Annotated in this window: 16 protein-coding genes; 14 read left to right on the top strand and 2 right to left on the bottom strand. The window is 31.9% G+C overall.

Annotated features, from left to right (window positions below; genetic code table 11):
- The first annotated feature begins 95 nt into the window (after positions 1–95).
- From C7447_RS01485 to C7447_RS01425, 13 genes are all read left to right on the top strand, one after another.
- Positions 96–1,151 (top strand): NAD(P)/FAD-dependent oxidoreductase, encoded by a 1,056-nt coding sequence (locus C7447_RS01485; RefSeq protein ID WP_148868407.1) that lies wholly within the window; start codon positions 96–98, stop codon positions 1,149–1,151.
- Positions 1,152–1,484, top strand: coding sequence for a 2Fe-2S iron-sulfur cluster-binding family protein (locus C7447_RS01480; RefSeq protein WP_148868406.1), 333 nt, complete (start codon positions 1,152–1,154; stop codon positions 1,482–1,484). It abuts the gene before it with no gap.
- A 166-nt stretch (positions 1,485–1,650) separates the two neighbouring features.
- Positions 1,651–2,808: a homogentisate 1,2-dioxygenase gene (locus tag C7447_RS01475; RefSeq protein WP_148868405.1), complete on the top strand. Its 1,158-nt coding sequence runs from the start codon at positions 1,651–1,653 to the stop codon at positions 2,806–2,808.
- A 13-nt stretch (positions 2,809–2,821) separates the two neighbouring features.
- Positions 2,822–3,982, top strand: a complete 1,161-nt coding sequence (gene hppD / locus C7447_RS01470) for a 4-hydroxyphenylpyruvate dioxygenase (RefSeq protein ID WP_148868404.1) — start codon at positions 2,822–2,824, stop codon at positions 3,980–3,982.
- Positions 3,983–4,062: 80 nt separating this feature from the next.
- Positions 4,063–4,980, top strand: coding sequence for a tryptophan 2,3-dioxygenase family protein (locus C7447_RS01465; protein WP_148868403.1), 918 nt, complete (start codon positions 4,063–4,065; stop codon positions 4,978–4,980).
- A gap of 90 nt (positions 4,981–5,070) precedes the next feature.
- A complete protein-coding gene (locus tag C7447_RS01460; RefSeq protein WP_148868402.1) occupies positions 5,071–5,847 on the top strand; it encodes a DUF3108 domain-containing protein in 777 nt (258 codons plus the stop codon).
- 91 nt (positions 5,848–5,938) lie between these two features.
- On the top strand, positions 5,939–7,210 hold the full coding sequence (locus C7447_RS01455; protein WP_148868401.1) for a peptidoglycan DD-metalloendopeptidase family protein: 1,272 nt from the start codon (positions 5,939–5,941) through the stop codon (positions 7,208–7,210).
- A gap of 3 nt (positions 7,211–7,213) precedes the next feature.
- On the top strand, positions 7,214–8,785 hold the full coding sequence (gene pgi / locus C7447_RS01450; RefSeq protein WP_148868400.1) for a glucose-6-phosphate isomerase: 1,572 nt from the start codon (positions 7,214–7,216) through the stop codon (positions 8,783–8,785).
- 217 nt (positions 8,786–9,002) lie between these two features.
- Positions 9,003–11,540: a TonB-dependent receptor gene (locus tag C7447_RS01445; protein WP_148868399.1), complete on the top strand. Its 2,538-nt coding sequence runs from the start codon at positions 9,003–9,005 to the stop codon at positions 11,538–11,540.
- Between the two features lie 11 nt (positions 11,541–11,551).
- Entirely contained in the window at positions 11,552–13,357 is a 1,806-nt protein-coding gene (locus C7447_RS01440; RefSeq protein WP_148868398.1) for a hypothetical protein, read from the top strand.
- Positions 13,358–13,457: 100 nt separating this feature from the next.
- The gene (locus C7447_RS01435; RefSeq protein WP_148869480.1) at positions 13,458–13,880 is read left to right on the top strand and encodes a hypothetical protein; all 423 of its coding nucleotides are present in this window, start codon (positions 13,458–13,460) and stop codon (positions 13,878–13,880) included.
- Positions 13,881–13,932: 52 nt separating this feature from the next.
- Positions 13,933–14,667, top strand: a complete 735-nt coding sequence (locus C7447_RS01430) for a lysophospholipid acyltransferase family protein (protein WP_148868397.1) — start codon at positions 13,933–13,935, stop codon at positions 14,665–14,667.
- Positions 14,657–15,637, top strand: a complete 981-nt coding sequence (locus C7447_RS01425; RefSeq protein ID WP_148868396.1) for an acyl-ACP desaturase — start codon at positions 14,657–14,659, stop codon at positions 15,635–15,637. The genes C7447_RS01430 and C7447_RS01425 overlap by 11 nt, the downstream gene beginning before the upstream one ends.
- Before the next feature lie 88 nt (positions 15,638–15,725).
- On the opposite strand, the gene C7447_RS01420 is transcribed toward C7447_RS01425, so the two are convergent.
- The gene (locus C7447_RS01420; RefSeq protein ID WP_148868395.1) at positions 15,726–16,511 is read right to left on the bottom strand and encodes a nitrilase family protein; all 786 of its coding nucleotides are present in this window, start codon (positions 16,509–16,511) and stop codon (positions 15,726–15,728) included.
- Between the two features lie 51 nt (positions 16,512–16,562).
- Between C7447_RS01420 and C7447_RS01415 the strand changes: the two genes are divergently transcribed.
- Positions 16,563–19,316, top strand: a complete 2,754-nt coding sequence (locus tag C7447_RS01415) for a PD-(D/E)XK nuclease family protein (protein WP_148868394.1) — start codon at positions 16,563–16,565, stop codon at positions 19,314–19,316.
- On the opposite strand, the gene C7447_RS01410 is transcribed toward C7447_RS01415, so the two are convergent.
- Positions 19,313–19,735 carry a molybdenum cofactor biosynthesis protein MoaE gene (locus C7447_RS01410; protein ID WP_148868393.1) on the bottom strand — a complete coding sequence of 141 codons (423 nt, stop codon included), beginning with the start codon at positions 19,733–19,735 and terminating at the stop codon, positions 19,313–19,315. The two genes, C7447_RS01415 and C7447_RS01410, sit on opposite strands and share 4 nt — an antisense overlap.
- Positions 19,736–19,783 lie beyond the last annotated feature (48 nt).

Genomic DNA, 19,783 nt, shown 5'->3' with positions numbered 1-19,783 from the left:
AAAAATCATAAAGGAAAAGTGTTTTTTTTGGTTTGTTTTTTCAAAGTGTAAAAAACGAATAGTAAAAAAATAATTAAAAGAATAGATTTTATCAAATGATAAAAACCGACATACTCATTATTGGCGCAGGCCCAACAGGATTGTTTACTGTTTTTGAAGCAGGTTTATTAAAATTACGTTGTCATTTAATAGACGCATTACCACAACAAGGAGGTCAATGCTCAGAGATATATCCTAAAAAACCGATTTACGATATTCCAGCATATCCTGAGATTTTAGCAGGAGATTTAACCGATAAATTAATGGAACAAATTAAACAATTTGAACCAGGATTTACGTTGGGTGAACGTGCAGATACTATCGATAAACAAGAAGACGGAACGTTTATAGTAACGACGAATAAAGGAACAAAACACCACGCACCAGTAGTTGCAATTGCGGGTGGATTAGGAAGCTTTGAGCCACGGAAACCACCAATTCCTAATATAGCAGATTTTGAAGATAAAGGAGTTGAATATATTATTCGAGATCCAGAGTTGTATCGCGACAAAAAAGTTGTGATTTCTGGTGGCGGAGATTCTGCTTTAGATTGGTCAATTTTCTTAACTGATGTTGCTTCTTCTGTAACATTAATTCATAGAAGAAATGAATTCCGTGGTGCTTTAGATTCCGTGGATAAAGTTCAAGAGTTAAAAGACGAAGGAAAACTAACATTAATAACTCCTGCAGAGGTTAAAGGAATTGTTGGAGGGGATAAAGTTACTGGTGTTGAAGTTCATAAAAAAGACGAAGAGCCGTTCATTATAGAAACAGATCATTTCATTCCTCTTTTCGGATTATCACCAAAATTAGGTCCCATAGCAGATTGGGGGTTAGAAATTGAGAAAAATGCCATTAAAGTAAATAATGCTCTTGATTATCAAACGAATATTCCAGGAATTTATGCCATTGGAGACGTAAACACCTATCCAGGTAAATTGAAATTGATTTTATGTGGTTTTCATGAAGCCACTTTAATGTGTCAAAGTGCGTTTCAACGTATTTTCCCAGATAAAAAATATGTGATGAAATATACAACTGTAGGTGGTGTAGATGGTTTTGACGGAACCCGAAAAGAAGCACCAAAAGCTGTTATAAAGTCAATAAATTAGATGAATCCAGATATCACACTAAAGATAACAGATAGAGAAGGTGTTTTGCACGAAATACAAGCTCCCACCGATATGGCAATGAACCTAATGGAAGTAGTTCGTTCGTACGAGTTAGCTCCAGAAGGAACCATTGGGATTTGTGGTGGTATGGCGATGTGCGCTTCGTGTCAATGTTATGTAAAGTCAGATCATGAATTACCAGAAATGGGTGAGGAAGAAGAAGCTATGTTAGCTGAAGCTTTTTATGTGGAAGATAACAGCCGTTTAGGTTGTCAAATACCAATAACTCCTGAGCTAGACGGATTGGAAGTAGAATTAGCTCCTGAAAGTTAAAAATCTCCGCGTACTTTTCTGTATATTTGTATAGTAGCATATAAACCATTTATTATGTTTTGGTTAGACCTATTATCACACTTAAAATTTCTTATTAAGAGAAATCCTGAATGATAATTTGATGTATTTATAAGTTAATATTATTTAATCATCAAATAGAAATACTATGCCTTTTTATCATAAATTAGGAAAAATACCACCTAAAAAACACACACAATTCCGTAAAAAAGACGGTAGTTTATATTACGAACAATTGTTTGGTACTATTGGTTTCGACGGAATGTCTACCAACTCATATCACGAACATAGACCCACTATGGTCAAAGAAATTCGCAAGCAATATTCTATTGCACCAAAAATTGCGAAAGAAAACAATATTCAATCGTATCGTTTTAGAGGATTTCAAGTACTTCCAGAAAACGATTACTTAGAGAGTAGAAAGGTTGTTCTAACAAATTCCGATTGTAATATTATTTTATCAGCACCAAAACAATCTACCAAAGATTATTTTTATAAAAACACAGATGCAGATGAGGTAATTTTCATTCATAAAGGAACGGGTAAATTACGAACACATCTTGGGAATTTAGATTTTAAATACGGAGATTATTTAGTAATTCCTCGCGGAATTATATACAAATTAGATTTCGATACAGAAGACAATCGTCTTTTTATTGTTGAATCATATTCACCAGTATACACACCAAAAAGATATAGAAACTGGTTTGGTCAATTATTAGAGCATTCTCCATTTTGTGAGCGTGATCTAAGAAGGCCAGAAGAGATAGAAACTTATGATGAAAAAGGAGACTTTTTAATCAAAGTAAAAAAACAAGGAGATATTATAGAAATGGTTTATGCTTCGCATCCTTTTGATGTTGTGGGGTATGACGGGTATAATTTTCCGTATGCATTTTCTATTCACGATTTTGAGCCAATTACTGGTAGAATTCACCAACCGCCACCAGTACATCAAACATTTGAAACTAATGCATTTGTAATTTGCAGTTTTGTACCGCGTTTGTATGATTATCATCCAAACTCAATTCCAGCGCCATATAATCATAGTAACATCGACTCTGATGAAGTTTTATATTACGTTGATGGAGATTTTATGAGTAGAAACGATATCGATGCAGGTCATATTTCATTACATCCAGCAGGTATTCCACATGGTCCACATCCAGGAGCAACCGAAAGAAGTATTGGACAAACAGTAACTGAAGAATTAGCGGTAATGGTAGATACTTTTAAACCGTTAAAAGTTACAGAAGAAGCAATGAAAATTGCTGATGAGGATTATTATAAATCTTGGTTAGAGTAAAAAAACAAACACAATGAGTAAAGAAATAAAATCAGTAAACTACAGTTTAGAAAAAATATTTGAAGGAGCACAAGATTTCCTTCCACTTTTGGGTACAGATTATGTAGAGTTCTATGTAGGTAACGCAAAACAAGCAGCGCATTTTTATAAAACAGCATTCGGATTCCAATCACACTCATATAAAGGATTAGAAACCGGTTCTAAAGATTCGGTGAGTTATGTTTTAAAACAAGACAAAATCCGTTTAGTATTAACGACTCCATTAAATAGTAAGTCGCCAATTAATGAACATATTGTAAAGCACGGTGACGGTGTAAAAGTAGTAGCACTTTGGGTAGAAGATGCAAGAAGTGCATTTGAAGAAACTACAAAACGTGGTGCAAAACCGTTTATGGAGCCAACAGTTGAAACCGACGAACATGGCGAAGTAGTACGTGCAGGAATTTACACATATGGAGAAACGGTTCACATGTTTGTAGAGCGTAAAAATTACAACGGAACATTTTTACCAGGTTTTCAAGAATGGAAAACAGATTACAATCCACCATCAGCAGGGTTAAAATATATCGACCACATGGTTGGTAATGTTGGTTGGGGACAAATGGATAAATGGGTAAAATGGTACGAAGACGTAATGGGATTCGTAAACTTTTTATCGTTTGATGATAAGCAAATTCATACCGAATATTCAGCTTTAATGAGTAAAGTAATGAGTAATGGAAACGGACGTATAAAGTTTCCAATAAATGAGCCAGCAAAAGCAGCAAAACGTTCACAAATTGAAGAATATTTAGATTTTTATGAAGGTGAAGGTGTACAACATATTGCAGTAGCAACCGATGATATTATTAAAACAGTATCGCAGTTAAAAGCCAATGGAGTGGAGTTTTTACCACCACCACCACAATCGTATTACGATATGATTCCAGATCGTTTAGGTGAGCATATGAGTATGATGAAAGAAGATATTTCTAAACTTCAAGAATTGTCTATTATGATAGATGCTGATGAAGAAGGATACTTATTACAAATCTTTACTAAACCGGTTGAAGATCGTCCAACGTTATTTTTTGAAATTATTCAACGTATGGGAGCTCGCGGATTTGGAGCAGGGAACTTTAAAGCTTTATTTGAGTCTATCGAAAGAGAACAACAACGTAGAGGAACTTTATAATATAAATGGAAAATATAAAACCAAGAGTCAAGACAAAGAACGTCTGTTTCTTGGTTTTTTTTTGATTCTAAAAAGTAAACATGAGCAAAGAAGAAATACTAAAAGCCATTGAAGAGAAGTACGAGAAACTAGGGGTTCCGTTAAACGCAATGTTAGAAGGGCTACTTTGGAGTACACCAATTACCTATTGGGATTATATTCAAACCGATGCACTTTTAGGTTTACAAATACCAAGAACAACTGAGCCAGATGAAATGGTATTTATCATGTATCATCAGGTGAATGAGTTGCTGTTTAAAATGGTATTATGGGAAATTGATCAGGTTGCAAAATCATCAGAAATAACTGCTGAAAAATTTTCGAAACACTTAATGCGCATTAGTCGTTATTTTGATATGTTGTGCAGCTCGTTCTCAGTCATGGCAGAAGGAATGGATGTGGAGCAATATTTAAAATTTAGAAATACATTAACACCAGCAAGTGGATTCCAGAGTGCACAGTATCGTAAAATTGAGTTCGCATCCACAGAACTTATTAATTTAATTGATGCTCGTTTTAGAGATACAATTGATAGAAATTCATCGTTTAATAACGCTTATGATCATTTGTATTGGCAAGCCGCTGGTGTAAATCATCAAACAGGAGAAAAGTCAATTTTAATCAAACTGTTTGAGAAGAAATACATGGGAGATTTTATCGATTTTATGGAAGATTATAATGATTGTAATCTTTCAAAAAAATTCTTACAACTTCCAGAAGATGTTCAAAAAAATGAAGAATTGATTAAAGCAATGCGTCATTACGATTATACAGTAAATGTAAAATGGGTAATGGCACATTATAATGCTGCGGGTAAATATTTAGGTGGAAGTGAAAAAGAATTAGAAGCTACAGGTGGTAGTAGTTGGCGAAAATATTTACACCCCAAATACCAGAAGAGAATTTTTTATCCATATTTATGGAGTAAGGAAGAAATTAAAAATTGGGGTACATTTTAAAAAACATCAAAAAGCTGTTTAATAATAATTTAAACAGCTTTTTACTTTTTGGAACGGTAATTGTCATCCTTTTTTCCTAAGTTTGAAATTGTGAGAAAGATATTAGTTTTTATTATAGCAGTTGTAATTTCGTTTACAGCAAAGAGTCAAGAAAAAATTACTCCCTTTAAAGATGGTGAGTGGCTTCGATATGAAATGAGCTATAGTGGTTTTTTAAAAGCAGGTACTGCGGTACTTCAATTAAAAGAAACTACTTACGGTGGTAAAAAAGTATTACATGCTAAAGGAAAAGGACAGACTTCTGACTTAGTTGGTTGGTTCTTTAAAGTTGATGACACCTATGAAAGTTTTTTTGATATAAATACCATAAAACCCTATTATTTCAAAAGAAAAATAGATGAAGGTGGTTATAAAAAGAACAAGGATATCAAGTTTAATCATGAACAAAATACAGCATCAGTTCAAGATTTTATTAAACAAAGTGATACGGTTATCTCTGTAAACGGAGTTCATGATATGATCTCTACTTTTTATTTCTTAAGATCTTATGATACAAAAGGAATGGAAAAAGGAGAAGAGATAAGTGTAGATATGTTTTTTGATGAGAAATCATATCCTTTCAAACTTCGTTTTTTAGGGTATGATACTTTGAAAACTAAATTCGGGAAAGTAAAAACCCAAAAATTTAGGCCCATTGTACAAGCAGGTAGAGTTTTTAAAGCTGAAGAAAGTGTTACTATTTGGATTACTGCGGATGACAATAAAATTCCTGTTATGGTGAAAGCATCATTATCGGTAGGGTCTCTAAGAGCTGAATTAGACGCTTACAAAGGACTAGCAAATCCGTTTGTAATAATTTTTGATTAATCAAAGACAAAAGAAACTGTTACATATTGTTAAAGTATTATAATAAAGTTCATTTATTTGTATTTTTGCCAACAATAAAAAATAGTTTTAGTTGAAACCAGTTTATCTCCTCCCATTTTTCGTTTTATGCCTCCTTTTTTCATGTAAAGAAGAAGAAAAGCCTCCTGTTGAGCAAATTGTAGAGGTAATAGAACCAGAGCCTACTATAAAATACGGATTCAATTTTGATGAATTTACTGTAATTAATGATACTATCAAAAATGGAGAAAGTTTTGGAATTATTATGGATAGATTTCATGTAGACTATCCAAAAATTAATCAAATAGCAACTACCATAAAAGATACTTTTGATGTTCGTCGAGTAAGAGCAGGGAAACCTTATACGATTTTGGCCTCTAAAGATTCTTTAGAAAAAGCACAGTTTTTTATTTACAAGCATAATAAAGTGGATGCCACCATTATAGATTTTAAAGATTCGTTGGTGAATGCTTATACGTATAAAAAGCCTATAAAAATTAAAGAGAGAGAAGTTTCAGGTAAAATTGTTTATAATTTTTCTGAAGCAATCGACACACTAGGGTTACGACCAGGCTTAGCCAGTGAAGTTGCTGATATTTATGCTTGGACGGTCGATTTTTATAGATTACAAAAAGACGATACTTTTAAAATAATTTTTGAAGAAAAATTTATCAATGATACAGTCTCAGTTGGCTACGGAAAAATTAAAGCCGCAGTTTTTAATCATAATGGAAGAGATTTATATGCCTATAGATATGTAGCTGATAGCATTAAACAAATTCCTGAATATTATGATAATGAAGCAGGATTATTACGAAGACAATTTTTAAAATCGCCAATTAAGTTTCAGTACAGAGTTTCATCAAGATACAATTTAAGAAGAAAAATAGCATTATACGGAAGAGTAAGGGCACATAAAGGAACCGATTTTGCAGCTAAATTGGGTACTCCAATTATGACTACGGCAAGCGGTACTGTTGTAGAATCTGCACGTAGAGGAGGAAATGGAAATTATGTAAAGGTGAGACATAATGGTACGTATTCAACACAGTATTTACATATGAAACGAAGAAAGGTTCGTGTTGGTGAATTTGTGCAACAGGGAGATATTATAGGTTGGGTAGGAATGACCGGGAACACTAGTGGACCACACGTGTGTTATCGTTTCTGGAAAAATGGTCGTCAAGTAGATCCTTTTAGAGAAAAATTACCATCTGCGAAACCAATGGAAGATAATTTGAAGCCAAAGTATTTTGAATTTATTCAACCATTAAAACAACAATTAGATAGTATTCCGTTACCTATTATAAGTGTAATTCAAGAAGAAATTATAGCTAAAAACTAACCTATGGCTTTACAAAATATTAATCCAACTCAAACAGAAGCTTGGAAAGAACTAACGAATCATTATAAAGAAGCAAAAAACTATACAATTAAAGAGTTGTTTGCAGAAAATCATAATAGAAAATCAGATTTTTCGATAAAATTAAATGATTTAGAGATTGATTATTCTAAAAATAGAATCACGCAAGAAACGATGGGTTTGTTAGTAAGTTTAGCTAATGAAGTTGAGTTAAAAGATGCTATAAACAAATATTTTTCAGGCGATATAATTAATGCCACAGAAGAGAGAGCAGTTTTGCATACAGCTTTGCGTAGTAATTCTGAAGAACCTGTTTTGGTTGATGGAAAAGATATCAAACCTAAAATTCAAACAGCGCTACGAAAAATAAGAGCATTTTCAAATAAAGTAACCTCTGGTAAATGGAAAGGGTATACAGGAAAACCAATTACAGATATAGTTAATATTGGAATTGGAGGATCAGATTTAGGGCCCGATATGATTGTTGAAGCTTTACAGTTTTACAAGAATAAACTTACGACGCATTTTGTGTCAAATATTGATGGAGACCATGTTTCAGAAATTTTAAAGAAAATTGATCCTGAAACCACACTTTTTGTCATAGTTTCTAAAACATTTACAACCCAAGAAACGATTACAAATGCAGAAACGATTAAAGACTGGTTTTTACGTTCTGCATCGATTTTTGATGTAGCAAAACATTTTGTGGCTGTTTCAACCAATTTAGAGGCGGTTGAAAATTTCGGAATAGATAAAAATAACATTTTCCCAATGTGGAATTGGGTAGGAGGAAGATTTTCATTATGGTCGGCAGTAGGTCTATCAATTAGTTTATCTGTAGGGTTTGATAATTTTAAAGAATTATTAGACGGAGCTGAGGAAATGGATATTCACTTTAAAACTGCAGATTTTAATGAAAATATTCCGGTTGTTTTAGCATTACTAAGTGTTTGGTACAATAACTTTTTTGAAGCTGAAACAGAAGCAATACTACCTTACACACAATATTTATCAAAACTACCAGCGTATTTACAGCAAGCGATTATGGAAAGTAATGGAAAAGGCGTAGATAGAAATGGTGATAAAGTAGATTATCAAACAGGAACGATTGTTTGGGGAAGTACAGGAACAAACATGCAACATGCATTTATGCAATTAGTACACCAAGGAACTAAGTTAATTCCTACTGATTTTATTGGATACGAAACGTCTCTTTATGGATTAACAGATCATCATAAAAAATTAATGGCGAACTATTATGCTCAGATGGATGCTTTGGCTTTTGGTAAAACAAAAGAAGAAGTACATTTAGAGTTAAAGACGGCTGGCGATTTAGATAAAGTCAATCAACTTTTACCTTTTAAAGTTTTTGAAGGCAATAGACCAAGCAACGCTATTTTGTTTAATCAACTCACACCTAAATCTTTAGGGGCTTTAGTCTCTTTGTATGAACATAAAATTTTTACTCAAGGAATTTTATGGAATATTTTTTCTTATGACCAATTTGGTGTAGAACTAGGAAAAGAATTAGCTAAAAAATTATTGGATAATTATTAGTCAACCTCTTAATTGCCTGTTTTTATAAACTTCATTTATTTTGTTCTTATTGTTAATAAAATTGTTAATATATAACTGTTTTAATTTCTGTGTATAAGCTTGGTTTTTTTGTAGTTTTCAATATCTTAAGTTAGTGTTAAAACTTAACATTAACTTAACATTTTAACTCTATAAAAGCAGGACTTTTGCGACGCATTTAATAACAATTAAATATCACATGAAAAAATTAAAACATTTATTACTAGTAGCATTGTTTTTTGCAACGGCTACAGTTTTGGGACAAACAAAAATTACAGGTACTGTGCTTGACGAGACTGGAGGGGCTTTACCTGGTGCAAGTATTGTAGAAAAAGGTACTAAAAATGGTACTGCTACAGATTTTGATGGAAAGTTTATATTAAACGCAAAATCTAACAGTGGTGTAGTTGTCGTTTCTTTTGTTGGTTACACTAACAAAGAGGTAGCATTTACTTCTGTAGGAGGAGATTTAGGAACTATTCAATTAACAGAAGACGGGGCCATATTAGATGAAATTGTAATTACAGCGACTTCATTTGCAATAGGTAGAAAAACACCAGTTGCAGTTTCTACAGTTAAAGCTGCTGATATTGAGGCTAAATTAGGAACTCAAGAGTTTCCTGAAATTTTAAAAGCGACACCAGGTGTATATGCAACTAAATCAGGAGGTGGTTACGGTGATGGAGAAATTAACTTACGTGGGTTTAGAACACAAAATATAGCTGTTATGATTAACGGTATTCCTGTAAATGATATGGAGAATGGAGCTGTATATTGGTCTAACTGGGCAGGTTTGTCAGACGTTACTTCTGCAATGCAAGTACAAAGAGGTTTAGGTGCTTCTAAGGTTGCAGTGCCTTCTATTGGAGGAACAATAAATATTATTTCTAAATCTACAGATGCAGAAAAAGGAGGAGCAATAATGATGAGTACAGGTAACGATGGATACCAAAAATATGGTATGACATTGTCTACTGGTTTAATGGATAATGGTTTTGCTATTACTGCATCTGCATCAAAAATTTCTGGAGATGGATATGTAAACGGCTTACAGTTTAGTGGAGTTAATTACTTTTTAAATATTTCAAATAAAATTAACGAAAAGCATAAACTATCTTTTAATGCTATTGGAACAATTCAAGACCATGGTCAAAGATATAATAGAAGAACAATTGCAGAATATAAAGCTACTGAACAAGGAGGTAAAAGGTTTAATCCAGACTGGGGTTATAGAGATGGACAAATAGAAAACACTTCTTTTAACTTTTATCACAAACCTCAAATATCTATAAATCATGATTGGGTTATTTCTGATAAATCATTTTTAACTACTTCTGTTTATGCTTCTTTTGGTTCAGGTGGAGGAAGAAGAACTCAAGGAACAAAATTCTCAAATGATAATTATAGATTAGGAGATGTTGATCAACCAATTAATTTTGATCTTATTGTAGAAGAAAATAAAGCAAATGGATCAAACGGAGCTACAGACATTTTTGCAGCTTCTAAGAATTCTCATGAATGGTATGGTATTTTATCAACATTAAAAACTGAGTTAACTGAAACAATCTCTTTATCAGCAGGTTTAGACGCAAGAGCATATGTTGGTTCTCACTGGTATGAAGTAACAGACCTTTTGGGTGGACAATATTTTTATAATGATGACCTTACCGAAAAAACAGGAGGTCAAGCATTACAAGTAGGAGATCATTTTAATAAAGATTACGATGGTAAGGTAAAAAGATATGGTGTATTCACTCAATTAGAATATAGTAAAAATGATTTATCTGTGTTTTTCTCATCATCTTTATCAAATTCAGTTTATAGTAAAGTAGACTTTATGTCTTATGGAGCAGAGAATAGAGAGTCTGAGAAAGCTGATTTTTTAGGATATAGTTCAAAAGCTGGTGCAAACTATAACATAGATAACAAACAAAATGTGTTTACAAATATTGGATATTTTTCAAGAGCACCTATCTTTGACAATGTATTTGATAGTGATTATTCTGTAGATTTATATGAAGATGCATTAAATGAAAAAGTATTTAGTGTGGAAGTGGGTTATGGTTTTAAAACACAACTGTTTTCTGCAAACGTTAATTTATATAATACTTCTTGGATAGATAGATTTATGACTTTTAATCTTCCAGGTGCTAACAATACTGTAATTAAATCTAATGTAACTGGTTTAAATGCTTTACATCAAGGTATAGAGATAGACTTCTTACTTAGACCAATAGATAAATTATCTGTTACAGGTATGGCTTCATTAGGTAATTGGAAATGGAAAGATGATGCATCGGCTAATAGTTTTGATGAAAATACAGGAGAACAAATAGGTTCAGGAACAGTTTACGCAAAGGGGTTAAAGGTTTCTGATGCAGCACAAACTACTTTCGCATTAGGTCTTAAATATGATTTATTAGAAAAAACAAATATTTCATTAGATTATAATTATGCAGGTGATAATTATGCTACAATGAATGTTACATCAAGAACTGATGAAAATGATAGAAGCAATACTTGGAAATTACCTAATTATCATTTATTTGATTTGGGATTAAGACATGGTTTTGAAATTGCTGGTTTAGATACAACCTTATCAGCAAATATGAATAATATCTTTGATGTTGAATATATCTCTGATGCTAATAATGGTCCAGATTCAAGTTATGGTACTGCTCAGGTTTATTATGGAGCAGGTAGAACCTTTAGTTTAGGATTAAAAATTAAATTTTAAATACAATTAAAATGAAAAAAATATTTTTATTAATAGCAATTTTTTCAATGGTATTCACTTCTTGTGAACCATTAGAAGATATTAATGCAGAAATTGATGCACAAGAAAGTGCAATATTTGGAGACGTAGAATATACGCTTACAGATGAAGATTATGATGCTTTAGAGTTATCTTATGGTAGTTTTAGCTCTTTAGATGATGCTAAAGAAGCGTTACCTGATTTTTTATCAACAAAATACCCTGTTTTAGGAAAAGGTTCTTCGGCTTTAATTGGTTATAAATTATATGTAGGAAATGCTTTTGGTTTAAAAGATTATAGTTTAAAACAGGAGGATTATGCTTTAAGTGGAAGTGATTTATTAGGTTTTCAAAATAATGTAAATCCACAAGATTATTTAGCGGGTATTCTTAGTAATAATTATAGTTCTCCTGAAGAAGGAGATTATGTAGCAGCAACATATTTTCAATATACAGGAAGTGCATTTACAGTTACACCTACAGTTTCTTTTGAAGAAAATTTTGATTACGGAACGACAGCTGGAGACTTAACAACGATTTCTAGTGATAATTGGGTAAATCATTCTGGAACTGCTAACCAATTGTTATATACAACTGAAAGCTTGTCAATGACAGATTACCCTTCTAATACAGGTGGTGCAATAACCTTATCTAGCGCTGGGTCTGAGGATGTAAATAGTTCATTTACACCTATAACTTCAAAAATGGTATATACAAGTGCTTTAATAAATTTAAGTGAAGTTGGAGATGGGACTTATTTTTTCCACCTTATGGAAGAAGATGGTAGCTTTGCTTACTCAGCAAGAGTTGGTGCTAAAAGTGATGGAGCGGGTAATATTTTATTTGGTATTGGTGCTAGTTCAAGTTCATTAACATATGGTACAACACCTTTTAACTTAGGTACAACTTACCTTTTAGTAGCATCTTATAATATTGATAATGGTGTTTCAAATTTATATGTATTAACTTCAGCTTTAGAGTCAGAACCTTTAACTCCAGAAGCGACAAATACAGGAAGTGCAGGTAACACTGCAAATAGAATTGGAATACGTCAAGGTGGTGGTGGTCCAACAGGAACAATTGATGGTATTCGTGTTGCAAATACTTGGTCATCTATAATGAGTAATGATGTATTGGAAGATGAGGTAGTAGGAACTAAAGTTTCTAATAAAGCAATCTATACTTATAACGATGGAGCATGGGTATTACCGTCTACAGACGGGTTTTATTCAATAAGTGATGTAGATTTCGCATCAATGGGTATAGAAACTTTTGGAAGTTCAACTTCACCAGATAATTATTTACCAGCATTTTTAAATATAAAATTTCCTTACGCACAAGAAGGAGATGTATTGAATGTAGTATATGATTATTTATCTAGTTCGAGTGGTGCGCAAACACGAGGAAATTTATACACAAAAACTGATGGAGTTTGGGTAGGATATCAATCAACAATTGATACTACTTTGCAGTTTGCACATGATGGTACAACTTGGGTTCCAGATAATACTATAAAATATGAATTAATAGCAGCCGACTATACATTAATAGCCGATACATACCGAAATGATCCAGATTATGCTACGGCAGTAGCTAATTTAGAAGCTTATGGTAATATAAGTACTTTTAATTGGACAACAGAACAAATTGATGCAGCTGTTAACACTGTTTTAAATACTAACTTCACTGGTATGGAAGAAGGTCAAAAATTTAATGTAACAGTTTATGTTTATGATGGATCTTCTCATAATGTATCATTTAGTTATATTCTTGAAGGAGGAGTTTATATTAGAAACTAATCGAACAATAAAACTTAATTTCAAAAACCACCTCATTTGAGGTGGTTTTTTTATGCGCAAAATTCAGTACATTTACAGTAACAAAAACTAACAAATAATGATGAAAACATTACATTCTTATTGGGCATATATAGTACTAGCCATTTTAATTTATGCGGTTGTTAATGCTGTAATAGGTTTAACACAAAAAAAAGAATTTACTCATAAAGATTTCCGTTTAGGATTATTTGCTTTAATAACGACACATATTCAATTATTAATAGGATTAGGTTGGTATTTTATGTCGCCATGGTTTAAAGCCTTAAAAGCTAACGGAGGAGAAGTAATGAAAGAATCTTCAGCAAGATTGTTAGCTGTAGAACATCCTTTAATGATGATCATTGCCATTGTTTTAATAACCATGGGATGGTCTAAACATAAAAAACAAGTAAAAAGTGAATCAAAATTCAAAACCTTTGCTATTTTCTATGGCTTAGCATTATTACTCATTTTATCAAGAATACCTTGGGCTAATTGGATTTAAAAGATTTTAACTGTCATTCCCGCGAAAGCGGGAATCTCATTTTTTAAGAAATATGAAAATTATTAGTTACATACTCTCGGCGTTGTTCGGATTAACTTTTTATTTAATTCTATTGATTTTTCACCCTATTCAATGGATTGGCCTTAATCTTTTTGGTTATGACGGACATAAAAAAGTGGTAGATTTCATGAATTTGATTTTAGTAAAAACATTGTTGATTTTAGGCATACCTGTTCGTTTTAAAAATGAATACGTTATTCCAGAAAATGAAACAATTATTTTCGTTTCAAATCATCAAAGTATGTTTGATATCTCCCCAATCATTTGGAATTTGCGTAAGCATCACCCGAAATTTGTTTCAAAAATTGAGCTAGGAAAAGGAATTCCAAGCATCTCATACAATTTACGTCACGGAGGTGCCGTTTTAATAGATAGAAAGGATAGAAGTCAAGCAATAAAAGCGCTTAATAATTTTGCAAAGAGAATACATGATAATAAGTGGTCCGCAGTGATTTTTCCAGAAGGGACAAGAAGTAGAAACGGACATCCAAAAGCATTTTCTACAGGAGGTTTAAAAACAATTATAGCACATAACCCAGAAGCTTATATTGTGCCAATTTCAATCAATAATTCCTGGAAAATATTTAAATATGGGAAGTTTCCGTTAGGGATTTTTAGTCCATTAACATTAGAAGTGCATGAGCCAGTTCATTTGAAAGATAATAATATAGATGAAGTTTTAAAAAACGTAGAAGAACATATAAAAAGTAAGATTTATGTCAATTAAAAATATTAGAAAAGAAGTAATGCAAACTTTGGAAAAAAAGATCCATAGTTTTGTAGATGAATATTTAATACCTGTTGAAAAAATTTGGCAACCAACCGATTTTCTTCCAAATTCGCAAGAAGATTCTTTTATTGAGGAAGTAAAAGAGATAAGAGGACTTTCTAAAGAATTACACGATGATTTTTGGGTGGTATTAGTAGGTGATACGATTACCGAAGAAGCGTTACCTACGTATGAATCTTGGTTGTTAGATTTAGAAGGTGTAACACAACAACCAGACAATGGTTGGGCTAAATGGGTGCGTGCTTGGACTGCAGAGGAAAACCGTCACGGAGATGTTTTAAACAAATATTTGTATTTATCAGGTAGAGTAAATATGCGTGAAGTAGAAATTACTACACAACATTTAATTGCTGATGGATTTGATATTGGTACATCAACAGATCCTTATAAAAACTTTGTGTACACTAGTTTTCAGGAATTAGCTACATACATCTCGCATAATAATGTTGCTAAAATTGCTCGTAAAAGCGGACATAAAGCGTTGGCTAAAATGTCGAGAATTATTGCAGGAGATGAAATGCGTCACCATAAAGCATATACAGCATTTGTAAAAGAGATTTTTAAGATAGACCCTAGTGAAATGATGTTAGCTTTTGAAAAAATGATGAAGCATAAAATTGTAATGCCTGCAATGCATTTACGTGAGTCTTTTGGTGCTAAAGGAAGTTTATTTAATGATTTTTCTACTGTGGCTCAAAGAATAGGTGTTTATACAGGTTTTGACTATGTAGATATTTTAAAGAAATTAAATGACACTTGGGAAATTGATAAAATTACTGGTTTAACTGCTGAAGCAGAAAAAGCACGTGATTATTTGATGAAATTACCAGATAGAATGTACAGAATTACAGAACGAATTGTAATTCCAGATACCGATATTAAGTTTAAATGGATGATACCATCATAAATAAAAAAGGAACCAATTTTTGGTTCCTTTTTTATTTTTTGTCATTACGAGGAAGTATGACTAAGTATTCTTCTTGAAAAAGACCACTTTACTTTAAAATAAAGGCGTCTTTATCGTTAAGAAAGCCTAGTTTTTCACGGGTTTTATGCTGTTGGGTTTTATCTAGCTGAACTAAAATAATTTCATCATCATTGTTGGTCTCTTTGCTTAAAGGGTTTCCTAAACAATCTAAAGCAATTGAGTGTCCAACATATTCATAATTATTACCATCCTTACCAGTTCTGTTTACGCCTATGGTGTAACACATATTTTCAATAGCACGTGCTTTTAACAAAGCGTCCCAAGCAGAAATTCTAACTTTTGGCCAACTTGCTATATAAATAAGGAGGTCGTAATTTTCTACGTTACGAGACCAAACAGGAAAACGTAAATCGTAACAAATTAACGGACAGATCTTCCAGCCCTTATACTCAATAATTAATTTATTTTTACCTTCGGAAAAGACTTCGTTTTCTTTGGCTAAAGTAAAAGTATGTCGTTTATCGTAATATTCTATTTTACCAGATGGATAAACAAATAATAATCTATTGTAAAATTTATCGTTTTCAGAAATAATAATACTTCCAACAATTGCCAATTGTTTTTCAGAAGCCATTTTTTGCATCCATTGTACAGTTTCTCCGCTCATTGTTTCGGCTAAAACCGAAGCGTTCATAGAAAAACCAGTTGAAAACATTTCAGGAAGAATAATTAAATCTGTTGCGTTATCAACTTGATTTACTTTTCTTTCAAATTGTAGCCTATTTGCTTCAGGATTTTCCCAAATTAAATCAGATTGAATGATTGCTATATTTAGTTTTTCGGAAGTTTTCATCAATAAAAATATCTCCTCTCAAAAATAAGATAAATATTGTACTTTCGAACTATGCAAACCTTTATTTCAGAAACCGTACAGGACATTCTAAAAAAAACAACAACATTTGACAATGTAGTTTTTGTATTGCCTTCGCAACGAGCGGGAGTTTTTGTGAAACAGACTTTAAAAGATCAAATATCTACAGGTTTTTTACCTGAAATTATTAATATAGAACAGTTTGTTGAGCGAGTTTCTGAAATTAAAAAAGTAGATGCAGTTCAGTTGTTATTTCATTTTTATACGATTTACAAATCGCACGAAGTTACACCAGATACTTTTGATCGATTTTCGACATGGGCATTTACGGTGTTACAAGATTTTAATGAAATAGACCAACATCTGGTAAATACTCGAGAGATATTTGTGTATTTGAGAGATATTAATCGTTTGCGAAAATGGTCGGTTAAAGGATCGTTTGAAGAAACTGAATTAATGAAAGATCATTATGCTTTTACTGAAAAACTAAATGAATATTACAATGCATTTTATGAGTTTTTGGTTGAAAACAAAATAGGCTATCAAGGAGTTTTATATCGAGAAGCAACTAAGAAGATTGATGAGTATATTGCTAAGCATCCAAAGAAAAAAATATTCTTTATTGGCTTTAATGCATTAAATGCCTCCGAAGAATTTTTGTTTCAAAAATTACTTTATGAAGAAAAGGCAGAAGTATATTGGGATATAGATAGTACTTTTTTAAATAACAATCATCAGGCAGGAAATTTCATCAGAAGATATAAAAAACAGTGGAAATTTTATGAGAAGAATGATTTAAAAACAATTGGAGATTGGTTTTCAAAACCAAAAAACATTGAACTTGTTGGGGCTTCTAAAAATATTTCTCAAATAAAATATGCTGGGGAAGTTTTGGCTAAGTTACCGAATTACAACAATACTGCGCTAGTGTTGGCAGATGAGACTTTGTTGCCCATAACACTAAATTCGTTGCCTGAAAATGTTGATGCGATAAATATAACGATGGGATACCCATTAAAAGATATTCCAACGACAAGTTTATTGTTTTCGATTTTTCAATTATTTATTTCACAAGAAAAACTACAAAAGTCGGCACAAAACGTGTTTTATTATAAAGACGTAATTCGATTTATAAAAGAACCTTTAATATATCAATTATTATCTACTGAAACTGAATTTTTATCGGATATTATTTCTGAACAAATTTCTAAAGAGAATAATACATTTGTGTCTCAAGAATATATGATTTCATTCTTGAAAAACACCTCAGAAGAAACCCAAAAGATAATTACTTCAATTTTCGAAAAATTTATGTCAATACATGAGTTTTTACAGCGAATTATTAATTTAATAAATGCTTTAAAAGAAAATGTAAGCGGATTAGAAAAAGAATATTTATTTAGATTTTACACTGCATTTACACAGTTGCAAAACTTACATTCTGAGTTTAATTATTTTACGGATTTAAAAACATTACATCAGTTTTTCAGAAAATTAATTTCATCAGAAAGTTTGTCTTTTCAGGGAGAACCGTTACAAGGTTTACAGTTAATGGGAATGTTAGAAACTCGTGTATTAGATTTTGAAAATGTAATTTTAACTTCGGTAAATGAAGGTGTTTTACCAGGAAACACACAGCCAAGTTCGTTTATTCCGTTTGATGTAAAAGTGCAATTCGGATTACCTACGTACCGAGAAAAAGATGCTATTTTCTCGTACCATTTCTTCAGATTAATTCAACGAGCAAAAAATGTGATATTAATTTACAACACCGAAAGCGATACGTTTGGTGGAGGAGAAAAAAGTAGATTTGTAACACAACTAGAATTAATTAGAGACGGAATTGTATCTAAAATTGTGAGTCCGAAAGTAGTAACAGAAAAATCAGAATTAAAAGAAATTACCAAAAGTGAGCAAGCTTTAGAAAAATTAAAAGAATTAGCAGAAAAAGGAATTTCTCCATCTGCATTAACGAATTATTTGTACAATCCGATAGCATTCTATAAACAAAAAGTACTTAAAATTCGAGAATTTGAAGAAGTAGAAGAAGAAGTTGCCTATAATACGTTAGGAACGGTTGTGCATGATACCTTAGAAGAACTATATAAGCCTTTTGTAGGTAAGTTTTTATTAGTAAATGATGTTGTAGAAATGCAAAAAAAAGTAAAGATTTTAGTTGAGAAATACTTTAAAGAGCATTTTAAAAAAGGAGATATTACCACCGGGAAAAATAGATTAATTTTTGAAGTAGCTATTCGTTTTGTTGAGAATTTTTTACAACAAGAAAGAACGTTATTAAAGGATAAAAAGAATCAATTAAAAATTATTGGAACCGAAAAGAATTACGAAGCAAAAATTGAAGTTGACGGAATCGATTTTCCAATTAAAATTCATGGACAAGTAGATAGAGTGGATGTATTAAACGGTGTTACAAGAGTTATTGATTACAAAACAGGAATGGTGAAATCGACAGATTTAAAAATTACTGATTTTGAACAAATCCGTGATTATAAATTTAGCAAAGCAATTCAAGTATTGTTGTACGCGTTTATGTATACACAAACTGAAGAAGTTGATGCGAGTAAACCAATACAAGCCGGAATTTATTCCTTCAAAAATCTTAAAAACGGATTTTTACAACTCAATTTTTCAGAAAAAAGAGGCGGACAAGATAATGAGGTAACTGAAGAGAGAATTCAAGAGTTTATGCAAGAAGTAAAAGTTTTAGTGCAAGAAATTTTTAATCCAGCAATAGGTTTTATAGAGCCTGCAGATTTACCTTATTAAGGATGTGCGTTTACCCAAACATCACCATCGTTAAAAAATTCTTTTTTCCAAATGGGTACGGTTTCTTTTAAAGTATCAATGGCAAATTGACAAGCTGCAAAAGCAGCTTTTCGATGAGATGCCGAAGCGGTAATAATTACAGGAACCTCCCCTATTTTTAACAACCCTTCCGCATGATGAATTGCAATTTTTTTAATCTCAAATTTTTTTAAAGCAGCATCAGCAATTTTTTGCATTTCTTTAAGCGCCATCGGTTTGTAAGTAGAAAAATCTAACTGTGTAACCTCTTTATCTTTCGTAGAGTTTCTTACCGTTCCAACAAAAGCAGCGATTCCACCACAAGAATCATCTGTTACAAAATTATAACATTCGTTCAAACTGAGTTTATCAGTTGTTATTTTAATAGAAATTTTGTCCATCGTAAAACAAATATAAAGCTTTTAACTAGCTATCTTTTCTGAAATAGA

The sequence above is a fragment of the Tenacibaculum adriaticum genome, from assembly GCF_008124875.1.
GTDB classification, from domain to species: Bacteria; Bacteroidota; Bacteroidia; order Flavobacteriales; family Flavobacteriaceae; genus Polaribacter; species Polaribacter adriaticus.
Note: the sequence above shows the minus strand (reverse complement) of the source record. Positions and strands in the feature narration are given on the sequence as shown.